The organism is Orbaceae bacterium lpD04 (assembly GCA_036251935.1).
Lineage (GTDB): Bacteria > Pseudomonadota > Gammaproteobacteria > Enterobacterales > Orbaceae > Orbus > Orbus wheelerorum.
This window is the reverse complement of record CP133967.1, coordinates 2666679-2687762: the sequence shown is the minus strand read 5'-3', so window position 1 is coordinate 2687762 and position 21084 is coordinate 2666679. Positions and strand designations below refer to the sequence as shown.

Below are 21084 nucleotides of genomic sequence, written 5' to 3'. Positions count from 1 at the left end.
AACTAACTAGTCAATATAATTACGTTATATTGACTATTTTTTATCAAATAAACAATCCATCCTCTGATCGCATTTTTCAATAATTCCAGTATAATACATACAATTTTTCTCGTATTAATGAAGCGATGTTATGACACAATCAAGTTACAATGCTACCGATATTGAGGTTCTAAAAGGACTCGATCCGGTAAGGCATCGTCCAGGCATGTATACCGATACAACAAGGCCCAACCATTTAGGGCAAGAGGTTATTGACAATAGCGTCGATGAGGCTATTGCAGGACATGCAAAACATATTCAAGTTATATTACATGAAGATCAATCTTTAGAGGTGATTGATGATGGGCGCGGAATGCCTATTGATATTCATCCTGAAGAAGGTGTGCCTGCGATTGAGTTATTACTTTGCCGTTTACATGCTGGCGGTAAGTTTTCGAATAAAAATTATCAATTTTCAGGCGGGCTACACGGCGTTGGGATCTCGGTTGTTAATGCGCTTTCTAAACGCGTTGACGTGACAGTTAATCGCGATGGACAAGTTTATGCTATCGCTTTTGAGCAAGGTCATAAAGTTGAAGATTTGCACGTGATAGGCTCATGTGGTCGTCGAAATACCGGTACTAAAGTTCGTTTCTGGCCTGAGGCGAAGTATTTTGATTCTGCAAAATTTTCGGTTCCTCGTTTAGAACATTTGCTAAAAGCAAAAGCGGTATTATGTCCAGGTCTTGAAATTATATTTAAAGATAAAGTTAATCATGTTGAGCATAGATGGTGCTATGAAGCAGGATTGACTGACTATTTAATCGAGTCTGTGAATGGTTATACTTTATTGCCAGAGTCACCATTTACAGGTGAACATGCTGGCGATACCGAAGCGGCCGAGTGGGCATTACTTTGGTTACCAGAAGGTGGTGAGTTACTAACCGAAAGCTATGTAAACTTGATCCCGACCGTACAAGGGGGAACTCATGTTAATGGCTTAAGGCAAGGACTTTTAGATGCGATGCGGGAATTTTGTGAATTTCATAATTTGTTGCCTCGAGGTTTAAAGTTAACTGCGGATGATATTTGGGATCGCTGCTCATATGTGTTGTCAGTTAAAATGCAAGAGCCACAATTTGCAGGTCAAACTAAAGAACGTCTTTCTTCCCGTCAGTCCGCCGCATTTGTTTCAGCTGTAGTTAAAGATGCTTTTAGTTTATGGCTTAATCAACATGTTCAAATGGCCGAGCTATTGGCTGAAATGGTTATTTCAAGTGCTCAAAAACGCTTACGTGCATCTAAAAAAGTTATCCGTAAAAAACTAACAAGTGGCCCTGCTTTACCAGGTAAATTAGCTGATTGTTCATCTCAAGACTTAAGCCGTACAGAGCTATTTTTAGTCGAAGGGGATTCTGCCGGCGGGTCAGCAAAGCAAGCTAGAGACAGAGAAACACAAGCTATCATGCCACTAAAAGGTAAAATATTAAATACATGGGAAGTTTCATCTGATGAAGTACTCGGTTCACAAGAAATCCATGATATCTCCGTGGCAATTGGTATGGATCCTGATAGTGATGATTTGAGCCAACTGCGATACGGTAAAATTTGCATTCTAGCTGATGCTGATTCTGATGGCTTGCATATTGCAACATTACTTTGTGCATTGTTTGTTCGCCATTTTAAGCCATTAGTTAAACTAGGTCATATCTATGTAGCAATGCCGCCACTTTATCGTATTGATCTTGGTAAGGAAGTATACTACGCACTTGATGAAGAAGAAAAAATAGGAATTTTAGATCAGCTGAAACGTAAAAAAGGTAAGCCTAATGTACAGCGTTTTAAAGGTCTTGGTGAAATGAATCCACTACAGCTGCGTGAAACAACAATGGATTCTAACACCCGTCGTTTAGTTCAACTTACTCTTGAAGATGATGAACAAGCAATGGCACTAATGGATATGTTATTAGCTAAAAAACGTTCTGAAGACCGACGCGAATGGCTTCAAAACAAAGGCGATCAAGTCGAACTAGAAGTTTAAGATATAACCGTTTTATTAATTTCTTTTTATAAAGAAAAATGAAGGAATACAAATGAGTGAAATCACGCATGATGGTGTAGAAGCACAATCTCTACAAACGTTTACTGAAAATGCGTATTTAAATTATTCGATGTATGTCATTATGGATCGTGCTTTGCCATTTATTGGTGATGGTTTAAAACCGGTTCAAAGACGTATTGTCTATGCAATGTCTGAATTAGGATTAAGTGCTCAGGCAAAATATAAAAAATCAGCAAGAACAGTCGGCGATGTGTTGGGTAAGTATCATCCTCATGGTGATAGTGCATGTTATGAAGCAATGGTATTAATGGCTCAACCATTTTCTTATCGCTATCCTCTTGTTGACGGACAAGGAAACTGGGGGGCGCCAGATGATCCAAAATCATTTGCGGCTATGCGTTATACGGAATCACGCTTGTCAAAATATGCTGAATTACTATTAGGTGAATTAGGGCTGGGAACGGTTGATTATCAAGCAAACTTTGATGGTACATTGCAAGAGCCAAAAATGTTGCCTGCTCGATTACCCAATATCTTACTTAATGGGACGACGGGAATTGCTGTTGGTATGGCAACTGATATTCCTCCGCATAATATTCGTGAAGTTGCGAGTGCTGCAATTATGCTTCTAGATAACCCAAAAGCATCACTAGAAGATGTTATGGCTTATATTCAAGGTCCTGATTATCCCACATTTGCAGAAATAATTACCTCACCTGCTGATATTGCTAAAATCTATGAGTCTGGTCGAGGATCAATTCGGATGCGAGGGGTTTGGCGTAAGGAAGATAATGATATCGTTATTACCGATCTACCTCATCAAGTTTCAGGTGCTAAGATACTAGAACAAATTGCCGCACAAATGCGCGCTAAAAAATTGCCATTAATTGAAGATTTACGCGATGAGTCTGATCATGAGAATCCAACCCGATTGGTGTTAGTACCGCGTTCTAACCGCGTTGACTTAGAACAAGTTATGAATCACTTGTTTGCAACAACTGATTTAGAAAAAAGTTATCGTGTTAATTTAAATATGATAGGTCTTAATCATCGGCCATCAGTGAAAGGTTTGTTGACAATTTTAACTGAGTGGCTTGAGTATCGACGAGATACGGTAACTCGTCGTTTAAGTTATCGCTTAGATAAAGTACTTAAACGCTTACATATTTTGGAAGGTTTACTCGTCGCATTTTTGAATATTGATGAAGTTATTCATATTATTCGTTATGAAGATGAACCTAAAGATGTATTAATCAAGCGTTTTGCATTAAGTGATATGCAAGCTGAGGCGATTTTAGAATTAAAGTTACGCCATTTAGCTAAGCTAGAAGAAGTCAAAATAAATGCTGAGCAGAGCGAACTTGCTAAAGAGCGTGATCATTTACAAGCAATTTTAGCATCTGAACGTAAATTAAATTCATTAATTAAAAAAGAATTATTAGCCGATACAGAAAAATATGGCGATGAACGGCGGTCTCCGATAGTAAAAAGAGCAGAAGCGAAAGCGATAACGGAGCAAGAGTTAACGCCATCTGAACCCGTTACTATTGTATTATCAGAAATGGGCTGGGTGCGAAGCGCGAAAGGACACGATATAGATCCTGTCACATTAAGTTATAAATCTGGCGATAGTTATAAATCATCAGCTAAAGGTAAAAGTAACCAACCCGTTATTTTTATCGATTCGACCGGCAGAAGTTATGCAATTGAGCCTATTTCATTACCATCGGCGAGAGGCCAAGGTGAGCCGCTAACAGGCAAATTAACCTTACCAGCCGGTGCAAGTATTGAGCATCTAATTATGTCATCTTCTGATGAACAGAAAATTTTAATGGCTTCGGATGCTGGATATGGTTTTATTTGTACTTTTAATGACTTGATTGCTCGTAATCGTAACGGTAAAGCAATTATTAGTTTACCTAAAAATTCTAAAGTTATGCCTCTAATGGAAATTAATGATGATGAGTCATTATTACTTGCTATTACTAATGCTGGCAGAATGTTAGTTTTCCCTGTTAAAGATTTACCTGAATTATCAAAAGGTAAAGGTAATAAGATTGTATCAATCCCAAGTGCTCAAGCTGAAAAACATGAGGATTATTTGTCTTATATGACATTAATTTCTGCAGAGTCGTCAATTACATTATATGTTGGTAAACGTAAGCTAACACTTAAGCCAATTGATATACAAAAATTTAGAGCTGAGCGTGGTCGCAAAGGGACATTGTTACCTAGGGGATTACAACGTATTGATCGTATTGTGATGGATGAATAGGATTATATAATGAAATATCAAATGATTAATCAGGAGTTGTAACTATGTCATTTATTTGGGCAATTGTGACAGCAATGATTTTTTCGTACATTTTTAAAAGTGGCTGGCTATTTCTGTTGGGTCTATTTGTTGGACCCATGCTATATAGAGCATTTAATCGAATTGCGCCAGTTAGGCAGAGCCAGCCAAGTCCAACTTTATTTTTGACCGTTGCTTTTGAAGTTCTTGGTCATTTAAGTAAGGCTAAAGGTCAAGTTACACAATATGATATCAGTATCGCCCAAAATTTTATGGACGAGTTACAACTTGATACTGAAAAACGGAAATTAGCTCAAGATTCATTTAATCGAGGTAAGTCATTAGACTATCCTCTACAAGAGCGTTTAAATGAACTTTATGAGCAGTATCGTTTTCGTAAAAAGGTCTTAAATATTTTTTGTGAAACTTTGATCAAAGCTGCTATTAGCGATGGTTTATTGCATGAAAAAGAAGAACATATTTTATATATAGTTGCGCAGGCATTTCATATACCGCGTGTTCAAATGACTATGTATATTCAGATGATGATGGCAAGTTACCAATTTCAACAAGGCCAGCAGCATCAAAATAATAATCAGTATAGGCAGCAAGGTTACCATCAGGGGTCTTACCAAAATAAGTCACCACAAAATGATATAAATAATGCTTATAAAGTATTGGGTGTAGAGTCATCAGCAGATAACGCAACTATTAAGAGAGCTTATCGTAAACTGATGAATGAACATCATCCAGATAAACTTGTATCTAAAGGGCTACCTAAAGAGATGCTAGAAGCAGCTAAAAAGAGAGCACAAGAGATTCAAATAGCATATGATTTAATTAAGGCCCATAAAGGGTTTAAATAAGTATTTGAAAGAGAAAGCATGATGATGCATTGGCGCTCAATTATTCGTATTGTTGGTTTACTCATTGCTCTATTGTCAGTGTTTATGCTTATTCCTGCATTAGTGGCTGTTATCTATCGTGATGGTGGCGGAACTATTTTCATTCAATCGTTTATCGTTGCATTTATTTTAGGTATTGTTTTATGGTTACCTAATCGTCGGTATAAAAATGAGCTTAGTACTCGAGAAGGTTTCTTAATTGTTGTATTATTCTGGGTTGTGTTAGGGACTATAGGCGCATTTCCTTTTATTTTCGATAATCATCTTAATCTTAATTTAACTACTGCGTTTTTTGAGTCGTTCTCTGGGTTAACTACAACGGGGGCGACAAGCATTACTCATCTTGATACGTTACCAAAAGCATTACTATTTTACCGTCAGTTACTACAATGGCTTGGTGGGATGGGTATTATCGTTTTAGCGGTTGCCATTTTACCACTACTTGGTGTTGGTGGAATGCAGTTGTATCGAGCTGAAATACCGGGACCGCAAAAAGATAATAAAATGCGGCCTAGAATTGCGCAAACGGCAAAAGTACTGTGGTCTATCTACATTATTCTAACGATTGTGTGTGCTTTATGTTTATGGCTTGCCGGTATGGATCTTTTTGATGCGATATCCCATAGTTTTTCTACTATTTCAATGGGCGGGGCTTCAACCCATGATAGTAGTTTAGCGTATTTTAATAATCCTGTTATCAACTATATTATTACTTTTTTCTTGATTTTATCGGGATGTAATTTTGGTTTACATTTTATCTGTTTTAATCAATTGTCCCTCAAACACTATTTAAGAGATCAAGAGTTTCGTACGTTTTTAATGATTTTGTGTGCTTTGATTATTATCAGTGTCATCATCCTTTCTATTTGGATCGGCGCGAAAAGTGTCGCAAACTCGATCGACAAAATTATATTACAAGTTGTTTCAACCGCATCTACAACTGGTTTTTCTGTTGAGAACACAAGTAGCTGGCCACCAGTGTTACCTATTTTATTACTTTGTGCTTCATTTATTGGCGGCTGCGCTGGCTCAACGGGCGGTGGTATGAAAGTTGTTCGAGTCTTACTGCTATTTATGCAAGGTTCTCGTGAGCTCAAGCGACTTGTCCATCCTAATGCTATTTATAGTCTAAAACTTAATAAGCGCGTACTACCAGAACGTATTATCGAGTCGGTATGGGGTTTCTTTTCTGCATATGCATTAGTTTTTCTAGTCAGTCTATTTGTAGTTATGGCAAGTGGCTCAAATGCGATGGATGCATTTTATATTGTTTCATCTTCGTTAAATAATTTAGGTATTGGTATCGGTGAAGCTAGTGATAATTTCAGTCATGTGGGGGACTTAGTTAAGTGGGTGATGATTATTGATATGCTATTTGGACGTTTAGAAATATTTACTTTACTCGTTATTTTTACGCCTGTATTTTGGAAGTCATAGCTTGATATTAAAAAATTATATATAGTTATAGACATAATTGCCTATAACTAAGTAAGAGGAAACGTGAAATTACTACTACTTTATACAACTCATGAGCATCAAACAGAAAAGATTATGAAACGAATTCAGTTTCAACTAGGCTCAACTATTGAATGTGATTTGATTCAATTACACAAAAACTCATCCATTAAATTATCAGACTATAAAGCGGTAATTATCGGGACATCAATTCGTTATGGTTATTATGATAAATTAATTAAAACATTTATTGATAATCATTATGAGGAACTTAATCAAATTTTGACAGGTTTTTTCGGTGTCAATTTAGTTGCTAGAAAAGCTCATAAAAATACACCGGAAACAAATCTTTATACTAAAAAGTTTTTATCTAAAATTCAGTGGAAACCAACAATAAAAGCTGTATTTGCTGGCGCGCTTTATTATCCTACATATAATTGGTTTGATAGAAACATGATTCGTTTTATTATGTGGCTAGGTAAAGGTGATACAGATATAACACAAGCTGAAATAGAATATACGGATTGGAATAAAGTTGATGAGTTCGCTGCCCAATTTAAAGGCTTGCTAGTCAAATAGATGTTAATTAATTGTATTATTTAACTTTGTTAGTTAAGTCGATTTTAAGTCCAATATCCGTTGTGAGTGAAAAAACAGCAAACGAGAAAAAAAACGAAAAATAGGCTTGCTCTAATAAAAAAGATCTCTATAATGCGCACCACTGATTCGTTGAAGCGGAAAGCAAAACGGAGAGGTGAAAAAGTTAAGAAAAAAATTAAAAATTTTCTTGACGAATTAAAAAGGAAAGCGTAGTATACGCAACCCTTGAGACAGCAAAAGCAACACGCTGTCAGCTCTTTAAAAATTAAGAACAGACAATCTGTGTGGGCACTGTCAGGACGAAGAAATTAAAGTCTACGGACTTAAAAAAATCAAGTCTTGATAAGTGACACTGAAGATTCATTTGAATATGTCAGAAACAGTTATTGAGCATCAAACTTTAAAATTGAAGAGTTTGATCATGGCTCAGATTGAACGCTGGCGGCAGGCTTAACACATGCAAGTCGAACGGTAACAGAAGAGCTTGCTCTTGCTGACGAGTGGCGGACGGGTGAGTAATGTATGGGGATCTGCCAAATGGAAGGGGACAACAGTTGGAAACGACTGCTAATACCGTATAATGTCGCGAGACCAAAGTGTGGGACCTTAGGGCCACATGCCATTTGATGAACCCATATGGGATTAGCTAGTAGGTAGGGTAAAGGCCTACCTAGGCGACGATCTCTAGCTGGTCTGAGAGGATGACCAGCCACACTGGAACTGAGACACGGTCCAGACTCCTACGGGAGGCAGCAGTGGGGAATATTGCACAATGGGGGAAACCCTGATGCAGCCATGCCGCGTGTATGAAGAAGGCCTTAGGGTTGTAAAGTACTTTCGGTAATGAGGAAGGTAACTATTCTAACAGGATAGTTAATTGACGTTAATTACAGAAGAAGCACCGGCTAACTCCGTGCCAGCAGCCGCGGTAATACGGAGGGTGCGAGCGTTAATCGGAATGACTGGGCGTAAAGGGCATGTAGGCGGATGATTAAGTTAGGTGTGAAAGCCCCGGGCTCAACCTGGGAATTGCACTTAAAACTGGTTATCTAGAGTATTGTAGAGGAAGGTAGAATTCCACGTGTAGCGGTGAAATGCGTAGAGATGTGGAGGAATACCGGTGGCGAAGGCGGCCTTCTGGACAAATACTGACGCTGAGATGCGAAAGCGTGGGGAGCAAACAGGATTAGATACCCTGGTAGTCCACGCTGTAAACGATGTCGATTTGGAGTTTGGGGGCATGACCCTTGGGCTCCGGAGCTAACGCGTTAAATCGACCGCCTGGGGAGTACGGCCGCAAGGTTAAAACTCAAATGAATTGACGGGGGCCCGCACAAGCGGTGGAGCATGTGGTTTAATTCGATGCAACGCGAAGAACCTTACCTGGTCTTGACATCCATAGAATCTTTCAGAGATGAGAGAGTGCCTTCGGGAGCTATGAGACAGGTGCTGCATGGCTGTCGTCAGCTCGTGTTGTGAAATGTTGGGTTAAGTCCCGCAACGAGCGCAACCCCTATCCTTTGTTGCCAGCACGTAATGGTGGGAACTCAAAGGAGACTGCCGTTGATAAAGCGGAGGAAGGTGGGGACGACGTCAAGTCATCATGGCCCTTACGACCAGGGCTACACACGTGCTACAATGGCGTATACAAAGGGATGCGAAGGTGCGAACTGGAGCGGACCTCACAAAGTACGTCTAAGTCCGGATTGGAGTCTGCAACTCGACTCCATGAAGTCGGAATCGCTAGTAATCGTGAATCAGAATGTCACGGTGAATACGTTCCCGGGCCTTGTACACACCGCCCGTCACACCATGGGAGTGGGTTGCACCAGAAGTAGATAGCTTAACCTTCGGGAGGGCGTTTACCACGGTGTGGTTCATGACTGGGGTGAAGTCGTAACAAGGTAACCGTAGGGGAACCTGCGGTTGGATCACCTCCTTACGAAGTGCCTGACAGTGTTCACATAGATTGTTTGTTTGAAAGTAAATCGTTTACGTCCCCTTCGTCTAGAGGCCTAGGACATCGCCCTTTCACGGCGGTAACAGGGGTTCGAATCCCCTAGGGGACGCCATTATAAAGACGGACGATTTACATTAATTTTTATTTTTGTATTTACTGTAAAGTAGATAGAAAAATAATGCTCTTTAACAATATGGAACAAGCTGAAAGAAACGAGTTCTCGTTTTATTTGAAGTTTGATGTAGATGAAAGTCTAGATTGATATTTTGGATAAGATAGAGAAAAAAGCGAAATTGAGAAAACTGAGACAACTGTAAGTTGTAAGGTTAAGAAATTAAGCGTACACGGTGGATGCCTAGGCAATCAGAGGCGAAGAAGGACGTGTTAATCTGCGAAAAGCGACGGTGAGCTGGTAAAAAGCGCTATAGCCGTCGATATCCGAATGGGGAAACCCAGTATAGGTAACTATACTATCCTTAACTGAATAAAATAGGTTAAGGAGGCAAACCGGGAGAACTGAAACATCTCAGTACCCCGAGGAAAAGAAATCAACCGAGATTCCCAAAGTAGCGGCGAGCGAAATGGGAGGAGCCCAAAGCGGGTAGCTTAGTGTGTAAATGGAAGCGTCTGGAAAGTCGCACGACAGAGGGTGATAGTCCCGTACATGAATATGCATTAAGTGGAAGCTTGAAGAGTAGGGCGGGACACGTGGTATCCTGTCTGAATATGGGGGGACCATCCTCCAAGGCTAAATACTCCTGATTGACCGATAGTGAACTAGTACCGTGAGGGAAAGGCGAAAAGAACCCCGGCGAGGGGAGTGAAATAGAACCTGAAACCGTGTACGTACAATCAGTGGGAGCATCTATATGGTGTGACTGCGTACCTTTTGTATAATGGGTCAGCGACTTATATTCTGTAGCGAGGTTAACCGAATAGGGGAGCCGTAGGGAAACCGAGTCTTAACTGGGCGAATGAGTTGCAGGGTATAGACCCGAAACCCGGTGATCTAGCCATGGGCAGGTTGAAGGTTGGTTAACACTAACTGGAGGACCGAACCGACTAATGTTGAAAAATTAGCGGATGACCTGTGGCTGGGGGTGAAAGGCCAATCAAACCGGGAGATAGCTGGTTCTCCCCGAAAGCTATTTAGGTAGCGCCTCATGTATAACTGTTGGGGGTAGAGCACTGTTTCGGCTAGGGGGCCATCCCGGCTTACCAACCCGATGCAAACTCCGAATACCGACAAGTTGAGCATGGGAGACACACGGCGGGTGCTAACGTTCGTCGTGAAGAGGGAAACAACCCAGACCGCCAGCTAAGGTCCCAAAGTCATAGTTAAGTGGGAAACGAAGTGGGAAGGCTTAGACAGCTAGGATGTTGGCTTAGAAGCAGCCATCATTTAAAGAAAGCGTAATAGCTCACTAGTCGAGTCGGCCTGCGCGGAAGATGTAACGGGGCTAAACTATGCACCGAAGCTGCGGCAGTGTGTGAATAACATATTGGGTAGGGGAGCGTTCTGTAAGCCGTCGAAGGTGAACTGTGAGGTTTGCTGGAGGTATCAGAAGTGCGAATGCTGACATAAGTAACGATAATGCGGGTGAAAAGCCCGCACGCCGGAAGACCAAGGGTTCCTGTCCAACGTTAATCGGGGCAGGGTGAGTCGACCCCTAAGGCGAGGCAGAGATGCGTAGCTAATGGGAAACGGGTTAATATTCCCGTACTGAATGTGACTGCGATGGGGTGACGGAGAAGGCTAGGTTTACCGGGATAGGTCCGCAAGGAGCCCGGGTTAAGCATGTAGGGGTGTGATTAGGCAAATCCGGTCACTAAAACTCTGAGATGTGATGACGAGGCACTAAGGTGCTGAAGTAATTGATGCCCTGCTTCCAGGAAAAGCCTCTAAGCTTCAGGTCATATTTAATCGTACCCGAAACCGACACAGGTGGTCAGGTAGAGAATACTCAGGCGCTTGAGAGAACTCGGGTGAAGGAACTAGGCAAAATGGTGCCGTAACTTCGGGAGAAGGCACGCTGATGGTAATTGAAATCCCGCGCGGACGTAGGTGAAATCAGTCGAAGATACCAGCTGGCTGCAACTGTTTAATAAAAACACAGCACTGTGCAAACACGAAAGTGGACGTATACGGTGTGACGCCTGCCCGGTGCTGGAAGGTTAATTGATGGGGTTATCAGTAATGAGAAGCTCTTGATCGAAGCCCCAGTAAACGGCGGCCGTAACTATAACGGTCCTAAGGTAGCGAAATTCCTTGTCGGGTAAGTTCCGACCTGCACGAATGGCGTAATGATGGCCAGGCTGTCTCCACCCGAGACTCAGTGAAATTGAATTTGCCGTGAAGATGCGGTGTACCCGTGGCAAGACGGAAAGACCCCGTGAACCTTTACTATAGCTTGACAGTGAACATTGAGCCTTAATGTGTAGGATAGGTGGGAGACAATGAATTGTGGACGCTAGTCTGCATGGAGTCGACCTTGAAATACCACCCTTTAATGTTTGATGTTCTAACGTAGAGCCCTGAATCGGGCTTGCGGACACTGTCTGGTGGGTAGTTTGACTGGGGCGGTCTCCTCCCAAAGAGTAACGGAGGAGCACGAAGGTTAGCTAATCCTGGTCGGACATCAGGAGGTTAGTGCAATGGCATAAGCTAGCTTGACTGCGAGAGTGACGGCTCGAGCAGGTACGAAAGTAGGTCATAGTGATCCGGTGGTTCTGAATGGAAGGGCCATCGCTCAACGGATAAAAGGTACTCCGGGGATAACAGGCTGATACCGCCCAAGAGTTCATATCGACGGCGGTGTTTGGCACCTCGATGTCGGCTCATCACATCCTGGGGCTGAAGTAGGTCCCAAGGGTACGGCTGTTCGCCGTTTAAAGTGGTACGCGAGCTGGGTTTAGAACGTCGTGAGACAGTTCGGTCCCTATCTGCCATGGGCGTAGGAGGATTGAGGGGGTTTGCTTCTAGTACGAGAGGACCGAAGTGAACGCACCGCTGGTGTTCGGGTTGTAATGCCAATTGCATTGCCCGGTAGCTACGTGCGGAATAGATAAGTGCTGAAAGCATATAAGCACGAAACTAGCCCCGAGATGAGTCCTCCCAGAGTTTACTCTGTAAGGTCCGTTTGAGACTAAGACGTAGATAGGTCAGGTGTGTAAGTGTAGCGATACATTGAGCTAACTGATACTAATGAACCGAGAGTCTTAACCTTACAACTTAGAGTTGTTTCAAATCTCAAAGAGAATTTCGGCTTGAACTGTATTGAGTATATGGTGATGATGTAGAGTGGGTATAAAGATATTTTATTATATAGAAATATTTATATTTATGATTAACTCATCGTTATATAAGAGAAAACGAGTTATGTCTGGCGGCAATGTTGCGGTGGTCCCACCTGATCCATGCCGAACTCAGAAGTGAAACGCCGTGAAGCCGATGGTAGTGTGGGGGTTACCCCATGTGAGAGTAGGTCACCGCCAGACTTTTAATGTTAAGAAGCCCCTTGCCGATTGGTAAGGGGCTTTTTTTATTTACAAAATCATTTTTATTGCTAATTTTTGCTATTAACTAGTACATTCCTTCTCAATAAATAACTTATTTTTTAATAAATTTAGTTTTTCTCTATCAATTTGTTTACCTTGATCGTGTTATATGTAACAATCTTACCTAAGTGAATGTTTATTTTTGAGGTAGTCAGTGATCGATAACGATGGCTACCGTCCAAATGTAGGAATTATTATTTGCAATCGGCATGGTCAAGTATTGTGGGCACGTCGTTTTGGGCAAAATTCTTGGCAGTTTCCTCAGGGCGGAATTAATAATAATGAAACTCCCGAACAAGCAATGTTTCGAGAGTTAAATGAAGAAGTTGGATTATTACCTAAAAATGTTAAAATTCTTGCTGTGACAAATGGCTGGTTACGTTATAAACTACCTAAACGAATGGTTAGGTGGGAAAATGAACCTGTTTGTATTGGTCAGAAACAGAAGTGGTTTTTGTTAGAGTTAATTTCGGATACTTCTGCAATTAATTTATCTTTAACATCGACACCAGAATTTGATGATTGGAAATGGGTTAGTTACTGGTACCCAATTCGTCAGGTTATAGCATTTAAGCGGGATGTATATCGTAAGGCAATGAAAGAATTTTCTAGTATTGTTTTTTCAATGCAAAAAGATAGTGATTTAACAAAATTACTTCCCGATGATGTAAATCCAACAAATAATAAGCACATGCAAAAAAGGCGATTTACTTTTTTTGCACAAAAACGTAAAAATAAGCAACGAATAAAAAAATGAAACAATATCTGATTTTTCCTAATTTCGATCCCATTGTATTTTCACTTGGTCCTATTTCTTTACACTGGTATGGTGCTATGTACTTATTTGGTGTGTTAGGGGCTTTATTTCTAGCTAATTGGCGAATAAAAAAAGCTAATAGTGGTTGGACTAAGTCCCAAGTAGAAAATTTACTTTTTTGGGGATTTTTAGGTTTATTTATTGGCGGTCGTTTAGGTTACACATTCTTTTATAATTTTAAAGCGTTTTTAGCCGACCCATTAGTTTTGTTTAGAGTGTGGGAAGGGGGAATGTCTTTTCATGGTGGCTTAATTGGCGCATTGGTTGTTATCGCTATTTTTGCCGTTAAGACTCACAAGTCTTTTTTCCAAGTTTCTGATTTTGTTGCACCTTTAATTCCTATAGGGCTTATGTTTGGGCGATTAGGTAATTTTATTAATGGCGAGCTTTGGGGACGAGTAACTGACTCTTCTATTGGTATGCTTTTTCCTACTTCATCTTCTGCTGATTTTTCTTATGTAAGCGCACATCCACAGTGGTCAGATCTATTTATTGCTTGTGGTAATTTATTGCCAAGGCATCCTTCTCAGTTATATGAAATGTTATTTGAAGGCATTGTACTATTTATTATCTTAAATTTATTTATACGTAAAGCAAGACCAATAGGTAGTGTCTCTGGATTATTTTTGCTTCTATATGGATCTTTCCGTTTTGTTATTGAGTTTTTTAGGCAGCCTGACGAGCAATTAGGACTTTTCTTTAATGTTATTAGTATGGGACAAATTTTATGCTTACCAATGATTATTTTTGGTGTAGTATTTATGTACTGTGCTTATAAGTCACCAAATGGTTTAAGAATTAGAATCGGTAGCACCCATTTTTAAAATGTATTTATAGGATTAAAAAATGAAACAATATTTAGCGCTTATGCAAAAAATTTTAGATGAAGGTACTCCTAAGTCCGACCGCACAGGAACGGGTACGATATCTATTTTTGGTCACCAAATGCGTTTTAATCTACAAGACGGGTTTCCTCTTGTTACCACAAAAAAATGCCATTTGCGATCAATTATTCATGAGCTGCTTTGGTTTCTAAAAGGTGATACCAATATTAAATATCTACAAGATAATAAAGTTACTATCTGGGATGAGTGGGCTGATGAGAATGGCAATTTAGGGCCTGTCTATGGTAAACAATGGCGTTCATGGGGCTGCCCGGATGGTCGACAAGTTGATCAAATTAGTCAAGTTATTGAACAAATTAAAAAAGATCCCGATTCACGTCGTATGATTGTTTCTGCTTGGAATGTTGGAGAGCTTGATCAAATGGCTTTAGCGCCTTGCCATGCTTTTTTTCAGTTTTATGTCGCTGATGGTAAATTATCATGTCAACTTTACCAGCGTTCTTGTGATGTCTTTTTAGGTTTGCCATTTAATATTGCCAGTTATTCTTTATTGGTTCATATGGTCGCTCAGCAGTGTGATCTTGAAGTTGGTGATTTTGTTTGGACTGGCGGAGATACCCACCTGTATTCTAATCATATGGAACAAACTCACTTACAATTAAGTCGAGAGCCGAGAGCCTTACCTAGACTAATCATTAAAAGAAAGCCACCAACTATTTTTGATTATGTTTTTGAAGATTTTGAAATTGAAGGTTATGATCCTTATCCAGCAATTAAAGCCCCAGTAGCCATTTAGTTTTCCCTATTTAAGTATATCGGTTTATCCGATATACTTATCCTCGTTAAATTATTTATATAAGCTGATAAATGCAAAATTTTAATCGTATTATTTTATATTGCCGTTCTGGTTTTGAAAAAGAATGTGCTGCTGAGATCACAGATAAAGCAGCCGAATTATCTATTTTTGGTTTTGCTAAAGTTAAAGAACAAAGTAGCTATATCGAGTTTGAATGTTATCAACCAGGTGATGCTGAAAAGCTGATTTCTTTAATTAATTTTAAAACATTAATATTTGCCAGGCAAATTTTCGTAGCGGGAGAATTACTGACCAATCTCCCAACTGAAAACCGTATAACGCCAATTATTGATGTTATTGATGGCTGCATGCCAAAAGCGGGCACCTTGAGAGTTGAAGTGGCCGATACAAATGAAGGCAAGGAACTGGCTAATTTTTGTCGAAAATTTACAGTACCACTAAGACAAGCTTTAAGAGATAAAAGAATTTTACTCAGGGTTGAAAACCCACTAAAACCTGTTATTCATTTGTTATTTATCGATAGTACAAGTTGCTTTGTCGGCTACTCATATAGCAATAATAATTCGCCTTTTTATATGGGGATCCCTCGTTTAAGGTTTCCCGCTGATGCACCGAGTCGTTCAACACTTAAACTTGAAGAAGCCTTTCATATTTTTATTCCTTATGAGGAATGGGATGAACGCTTGGGTGGCGGGCTAAATGCCGTTGACCTAGGTGCATGTCCTGGTGGCTGGACATACCAATTAGTAAAGCACAGTATGATGGTTTATGCAGTTGATAATGGTTCAATGGATCCGCGTTTACTCGAAAGTGGTCAAGTCAAGCATTACCAAGAAGATGGTTTTAAATTCCAGCCCAAAAAACAAAATATTTATTGGCTAGTGTGCGATATGGTAGAAAAACCAACTAAAGTGACTGAGCTTATTGCTCAATGGCTTGTTAATGGTTGGTGTAGAGAAGCAATATTTAACTTAAAACTTCCGATGAAAAAACGTTATGAGGAAGTCAAACAAAATATTCAGTTCCTTAAGGATGAATTAAAAACACATCAAATTAACTTTCAGATCCAAGCTAAGCAGCTTTATCATGATCGAGAAGAAATAACGATTCATGTTCAGCGAATTTGGGGATAAACTGAGAGTTAATTATTAAACAGTTATCATTATTTATATAGTAGATGAGATTTTATAATGCCTAAATCACACTCACTTGATAATCAGCCTTGTCGATCGCTGGTTTTCTTGAAAATTGTTTTTGTTGCCATACTAGTTAGTTTTTTAGCTGGATGCCCTACTAATGTATCAAGACAGCTAAGTTTTGATGAAACAAAAACGTCTCAATATTATTTATCGCAGTTATCTTCATCATCAGGTAATGAAAAGATAGATTGGCAATTACTGGCAATTCGTTCTTTAATTATCGAGGATAAGTTGACTCAGGCTGAGCAAATAATAAATCAATTACCGCTAACAACGGCCCTAAATCCTACGCAGCAAAAAGAGGTTATGTTATTGAAGGGCGAGCTTGCTGCTAAAAGTAGACTAAATTTCGACCTCACTAAAGTTCCATTTAATGAACTTAGCGATGAACAAAAAATTCGTTACTATAGAATAAAAATCATTTTTGATGGACAAAATAATGATATTAACTCTCAAGTTAGAGATTATATTGAACTAGAACAATATGGTTCTACTGACCTTCAGCATAGTACTATCAACGATACATGGAATTTTCTTCGTGCATTAGACCAATCTGCTATTGAGAGCATATTGGTTTATGCTAATGAACCTGTTTTACAAGGATGGGTTGATCTAATTTATACCTATAATAACAATGCCAACGTCTATCAAGTTACCGATTCAGATGATCCAGATACAGTTACCAAAAAGCAAGAAGCGCAGTTCAACTTAATTAAAAATGCGGTAAATGAATGGCAATTACAGTATTCAAACCATCCCGCAGCATTATACTTGCCAAGAAATATTTATGGGGAAAAATACCGTTTACCGGATAATATTAATAATAAAAGTATTGCACTATTTTTGCCATTAAGTGGTTCTTCGAAAGTATTTGGTGATGCAATTCGTCTTGGTTATTCTGATGCGGCAAGGCTTTACCCGCAAGAGCCTCAACAAAATATTTATATTTACGATACTAATGGTAATGCATTAGACTCATTAGTGAAAAAAGCACAGCAGCAGGGTGCAGAGTTAATTGTTGGCCCGCTACTAAAACAAGATGTTTTGGCTATAATGAAATCATCACCGTCGATTCCGGTTCTGGCATTAAACCACGTTGATAGCACTGATTTTTCGGGTAACGAATCTAATCAAATTTGTTTTTTTTCTTTATCTCCTGAAGATGAAGCAAAAGATTCTGCTAATTATATCCATAACCAAAATAAAAAGGTCCCATTACTTATCGTACCTAAAAATGATTTAGGCGAGCGCGTTGCTAAGAGCTTTGCTCAGCAATGGGGTTTAACTAATCCTTATATGAATGGTGTGTATGTTCAATATTTTGATTCAGAACAATCATTAAGCGCCCAAATGAATTCAGGCAAAGGAATTGAACTAGATGGCGTATTAATAAGCAATACACAGTTTAGCCCATCGGATACAGAACTAAGTAACAGCTTATCATTTAATCAAGATGAGAACAGTGCGCCATTATCGACAACTAATTTAGATAATCCACAGTTTGATGCTATTTATATTTATGCATCTCACAATGAACTAACACTAATTAAATCAATGTTAGAAATGAAGTCTGATAAGATGGAACTAGATGAAAATGGCAATATCCGTTTAGATAATAAAGGTAATGGTATTGCTATCGTTAAAAATATCCCAGCTATTTATGCAAGTTCAAGAAGCAATAGCGCTGATACTACACAAGATTTTCGTTATGATATGGAAAAAGTTAAATTTAGCGATATTCCTTTAATTGTGAATAAAAGTGAGCTTATCGATCTATTACCAAATTATATTAAAAATGATTATTCCTTAGTTCGTCTATATGCTATGGGCGTTGATGCTTGGCAGTTAGCTAATCATTTTAATCAGTTAAAATCCTATCAAATAGATGTGCTCGATGGGATGACTGGTAAATTATCCGTAGGCTCTCATTGTGAAGTTACCAGAACACTTTTATGGCATCAGTATCTAAATGGTGAGGATGTTATTGTTCACTAATGCAAAGCAAGCGGCAATTAGGATTATATTATGAAGAGAAAGCTCGTCTTTATTTATGTGAAAAAGGATTAGTCTTTCTTGCTAAAAATAGTGTATCGCGATTGGGTGAAATTGATTTAATTATGCAAGATGATTCTTGTCTAGTATTTATTGAAGTTCGCTATCGTAAAAATGAATTATATGGTGATGCTCAATCAACTATTACGCTAGTAAAACAAAATAAAATAATTCAAGCTGCTTATGATTGGATGCAAAAACAGGGAATAGACATTGAAATTAAGGAATTTCGTTTCGATGTCTTTGCCGTTACCGGTGAAAATTACCATTGGATAAAAAATGCATTCAGTTGTTAGAAAATCGAGATAAATACTCACAAATTGATTAGGTATAAAGATGCAAAGTAGTATAAAAAATTATTTTACAGAAAGTATTCAAACTCAAATCGTAATGACCGAAGCACTGAGCACGCCGATTGAAAATGCGGTTAATCTTATTATTAGTGCACTATTAAACGGTAATAAAGTACTAACGTGTGGTAATAGTATTTCAGCGGCGAATGCGCAGAATTTTACTGCTCAATTAGTGAGTGGAATTGATATTGAACGTCCTAATTTACCCGCTATAGCACTGGTTGCTGACAATATTTTGATTAGCTCAATTGCAAATCATTATAATCAACTTCATGATATTTATGCCAAGCAGATCCAGGCGTTAGGTAATCAAGGCGACATTCTTATTGTATTATCACCGAATGGTAATGAAAAATCGATTATACAGGCGGTACAAGAAGCGGTTATAAAGGATTTAACGATCATTACGTTAACGGGTGGTGATGGCGGGGCAGTTGTTGGTTTACTTGGGCAAAATGATATTGAAATACGGATCCCGTCCTATAAAGAGAGAACGATTAGTGAGATGCAATTAATTATTTTAAATTGTCTTTGTCAATTAATTGAAAATACCCTTTTTATTCACAACGAAGCTAACTAATATAAAGATAGATAAATGAAAAGACTAAATAGAGGAAATATATAAATGAAAAAAGTTGCATTAATTGCTGTGGTAATTTCAAGCTCTTTAATGTTACAAGGCTGCGTTGCTGCTTTTTTAGGTGCTGGTGCTGGCGTTGCAAAAGTTGCAACAGATCCTCGAACAACAGGTACTCAAGTCGATGACACAACCCTTGATTCGCGAATGGGCGTAAAATTAAAAGAAGAAAGTGATTATTTTAAAGGTTCTCGCATCGTTGCATCTGCATATGATGGCAATATGTTATTAATTGGCCAAGCAAAATCTCAAGAAGTGATTGATAAAGCTTTTGAGCTAGCTCAAAGCGTAGATGGTGTGAAAAAAATCTATAATAAAATAAGGGTAGGACAGATAGTTAGTGCGGGCACAATGACGAATGATTCTTGGATCACAACCAAAGTTAAGTCTTCTCTTATTGCTGATAAACAAACAAAAGCACGTGATATAAAAGTGATTACTGAGGATGGGCAGGTATTCTTGATTGGCTTTGTAACCCCTGAAGATGGTCGCCTTGCCGCCGATAAAGCAAGCAAAGTATCTGGCGTTAAATTAGTAACAACTATTTTTACCTATGTGAATTAACTGATTATCATGCTAAGGCGTAGCTAATAATGTAGTATTAGCTACGAAAATACCTTATTTATTATCTTTAATAAATGTTATAATACTCATTCATACTATTTATAATTCATGTTAAAAAATAACACATCTACTCACTTCAAGTAGATGTGTAACCGATAATAATGTTCTAAAAAATAGATGATTTCGATGGATTTGATTTAACTTGGCTTACATCAATCCGAATAAATAGTGATAATACCATTGACGAAAATGGGATTTAACGGTAAGATGCGCGCCTTATGGAAAATAGATTACCTTTAACAATTGACCCAATTAAGACAGCACAAAAAAGATTGGATTATATTGGTGAGTTTCTCGCTAAAAATGCTAATCGTTTAGCTGCGTCAGTTGAAAATGTAAATAGTAACATCGAATGCGCTTTATCATTTGGTATAGATAGGCAACGACTTTGTGTTATTGAAATGGATGCTAAAGTATCTGTTACATTGATGTGTCAGCGTTGTCAGCAGCCATTTGAATTGCTCGTTCACGTTAAAAATAAGTTTAGCCCTGTCAAGAGCGATGCTCAGGCAGAGGAGTTGCCGGAATGCTATGAACCAGCTTTAATTAATGAGTTTGGTGAAGTGGATATGCTTGGGCTAGTTGAGGATGAAATTATTCTTAGCCTGCCAATTGCACCGGTGCATGATAGTCAGCACTGTGAAGTGTCGGAAGCAGATATGGTTTTTGGTGAGATTCCCACTGAGGATGACAAACCTAATCCGTTTGCAATTTTAGCTAGTTTGAAAAATAAGCCTTAAGAGAGGAGTTAGTCCATGGCCGTTCAACAGAATCGAAAAACTCGAGCGAAACGCGGTATGCGTCGTGCTCATGATGCATTAACTGTCGCAAATATTTCAGTTGATGAATCAGGAAAAACCCATTTACGCCATCATGTAACCGAAGATGGTTATTACCGTGGTCGTAAGGTTATTAATAAGTAATTCCT

The 21084-nt window shown here is 39.0% G+C and carries 15 protein-coding genes, 1 tRNA gene and 3 rRNA genes; all 19 read left to right on the top strand.

The annotated features are described in order from the left end of the window. The first annotated feature begins 130 nt into the window (after positions 1 to 130). The 19 genes from parE (at position 131) to rpmF (ending at position 21079) form a co-directional block, all read left to right on the top strand. Positions 131 to 2020, top strand: a complete 1890-nt coding sequence (parE, locus tag RHO14_11870) for a DNA topoisomerase IV subunit B (GenBank protein WVD71027.1) — start codon at positions 131 to 133, stop codon at positions 2018 to 2020. Positions 2021 to 2072: 52 nt separating this feature from the next. Continuing rightward, entirely contained in the window at positions 2073 to 4316 is a 2244-nt protein-coding gene (gene parC, locus RHO14_11865; GenBank protein WVD71026.1) for a DNA topoisomerase IV subunit A, read from the top strand. Positions 4317 to 4360: 44 nt separating this feature from the next. Beyond that, a complete protein-coding gene (gene djlA, locus RHO14_11860; GenBank protein WVD71025.1) occupies positions 4361 to 5200 on the top strand; it encodes a co-chaperone DjlA in 840 nt (279 codons plus the stop codon). Positions 5201 to 5224: 24 nt separating this feature from the next. Next, the gene (locus tag RHO14_11855; protein ID WVD72511.1) at positions 5225 to 6676 is read left to right on the top strand and encodes a TrkH family potassium uptake protein; all 1452 of its coding nucleotides are present in this window, start codon (positions 5225 to 5227) and stop codon (positions 6674 to 6676) included. Positions 6677 to 6739: 63 nt separating this feature from the next. Then, positions 6740 to 7273: a menaquinone-dependent protoporphyrinogen IX dehydrogenase gene (hemG, locus tag RHO14_11850; GenBank protein ID WVD71024.1), complete on the top strand. Its 534-nt coding sequence runs from the start codon at positions 6740 to 6742 to the stop codon at positions 7271 to 7273. 424 nt (positions 7274 to 7697) lie between these two features. Beyond that, positions 7698 to 9236: ribosomal RNA gene (locus tag RHO14_11845) — 16S ribosomal RNA — on the top strand. Between the two features lie 54 nt (positions 9237 to 9290). Continuing rightward, positions 9291 to 9366, top strand: a tRNA-Glu gene (locus tag RHO14_11840). Between the two features lie 212 nt (positions 9367 to 9578). Beyond that, a 23S ribosomal RNA gene (locus tag RHO14_11835) occupies positions 9579 to 12481 on the top strand. Between the two features lie 155 nt (positions 12482 to 12636). Further along, a 5S ribosomal RNA gene (rrf, locus tag RHO14_11830) occupies positions 12637 to 12752 on the top strand. Together the 16S, 23S and 5S rRNA genes with 1 tRNA gene alongside form the textbook arrangement of a ribosomal RNA operon. A 214-nt stretch (positions 12753 to 12966) precedes the next feature. After that, entirely contained in the window at positions 12967 to 13569 is a 603-nt protein-coding gene (gene rppH / locus RHO14_11825; protein WVD71023.1) for an RNA pyrophosphohydrolase, read from the top strand. Beyond that, positions 13566 to 14453 carry a prolipoprotein diacylglyceryl transferase gene (lgt, locus tag RHO14_11820; GenBank protein WVD71022.1) on the top strand — a complete coding sequence of 296 codons (888 nt, stop codon included), beginning with the start codon at positions 13566 to 13568 and terminating at the stop codon, positions 14451 to 14453. The genes rppH and lgt overlap by 4 nt, the downstream gene beginning before the upstream one ends. Before the next feature lie 22 nt (positions 14454 to 14475). After that, complete coding sequence (thyA, locus tag RHO14_11815) at positions 14476 to 15270, top strand: thymidylate synthase (protein ID WVD71021.1); 795 nt, start codon at positions 14476 to 14478, stop codon at positions 15268 to 15270. A gap of 71 nt (positions 15271 to 15341) precedes the next feature. Next, the gene (gene rlmM, locus RHO14_11810; GenBank protein ID WVD71020.1) at positions 15342 to 16424 is read left to right on the top strand and encodes a 23S rRNA (cytidine(2498)-2'-O)-methyltransferase RlmM; all 1083 of its coding nucleotides are present in this window, start codon (positions 15342 to 15344) and stop codon (positions 16422 to 16424) included. A gap of 57 nt (positions 16425 to 16481) precedes the next feature. Continuing rightward, entirely contained in the window at positions 16482 to 18485 is a 2004-nt protein-coding gene (locus RHO14_11805) for a penicillin-binding protein activator (protein WVD71019.1), read from the top strand. Then, complete coding sequence (locus RHO14_11800; GenBank protein ID WVD71018.1) at positions 18485 to 18838, top strand: YraN family protein; 354 nt, start codon at positions 18485 to 18487, stop codon at positions 18836 to 18838. Before RHO14_11805 ends, RHO14_11800 begins: the two co-directional genes overlap by 1 nt. A 40-nt stretch (positions 18839 to 18878) precedes the next feature. Beyond that, a complete protein-coding gene (locus RHO14_11795) occupies positions 18879 to 19475 on the top strand; it encodes an SIS domain-containing protein (protein ID WVD71017.1) in 597 nt (198 codons plus the stop codon). A 45-nt stretch (positions 19476 to 19520) separates the two neighbouring features. After that, positions 19521 to 20096 carry a division/outer membrane stress-associated lipid-binding lipoprotein gene (gene dolP, locus RHO14_11790; protein ID WVD71016.1) on the top strand — a complete coding sequence of 192 codons (576 nt, stop codon included), beginning with the start codon at positions 19521 to 19523 and terminating at the stop codon, positions 20094 to 20096. 278 nt (positions 20097 to 20374) lie between these two features. Further along, a complete protein-coding gene (gene yceD, locus RHO14_11785; protein ID WVD71015.1) occupies positions 20375 to 20896 on the top strand; it encodes a 23S rRNA accumulation protein YceD in 522 nt (173 codons plus the stop codon). Positions 20897 to 20911: 15 nt separating this feature from the next. Then, complete coding sequence (gene rpmF / locus RHO14_11780; GenBank protein WVD71014.1) at positions 20912 to 21079, top strand: 50S ribosomal protein L32; 168 nt, start codon at positions 20912 to 20914, stop codon at positions 21077 to 21079. Positions 21080 to 21084 lie beyond the last annotated feature (5 nt).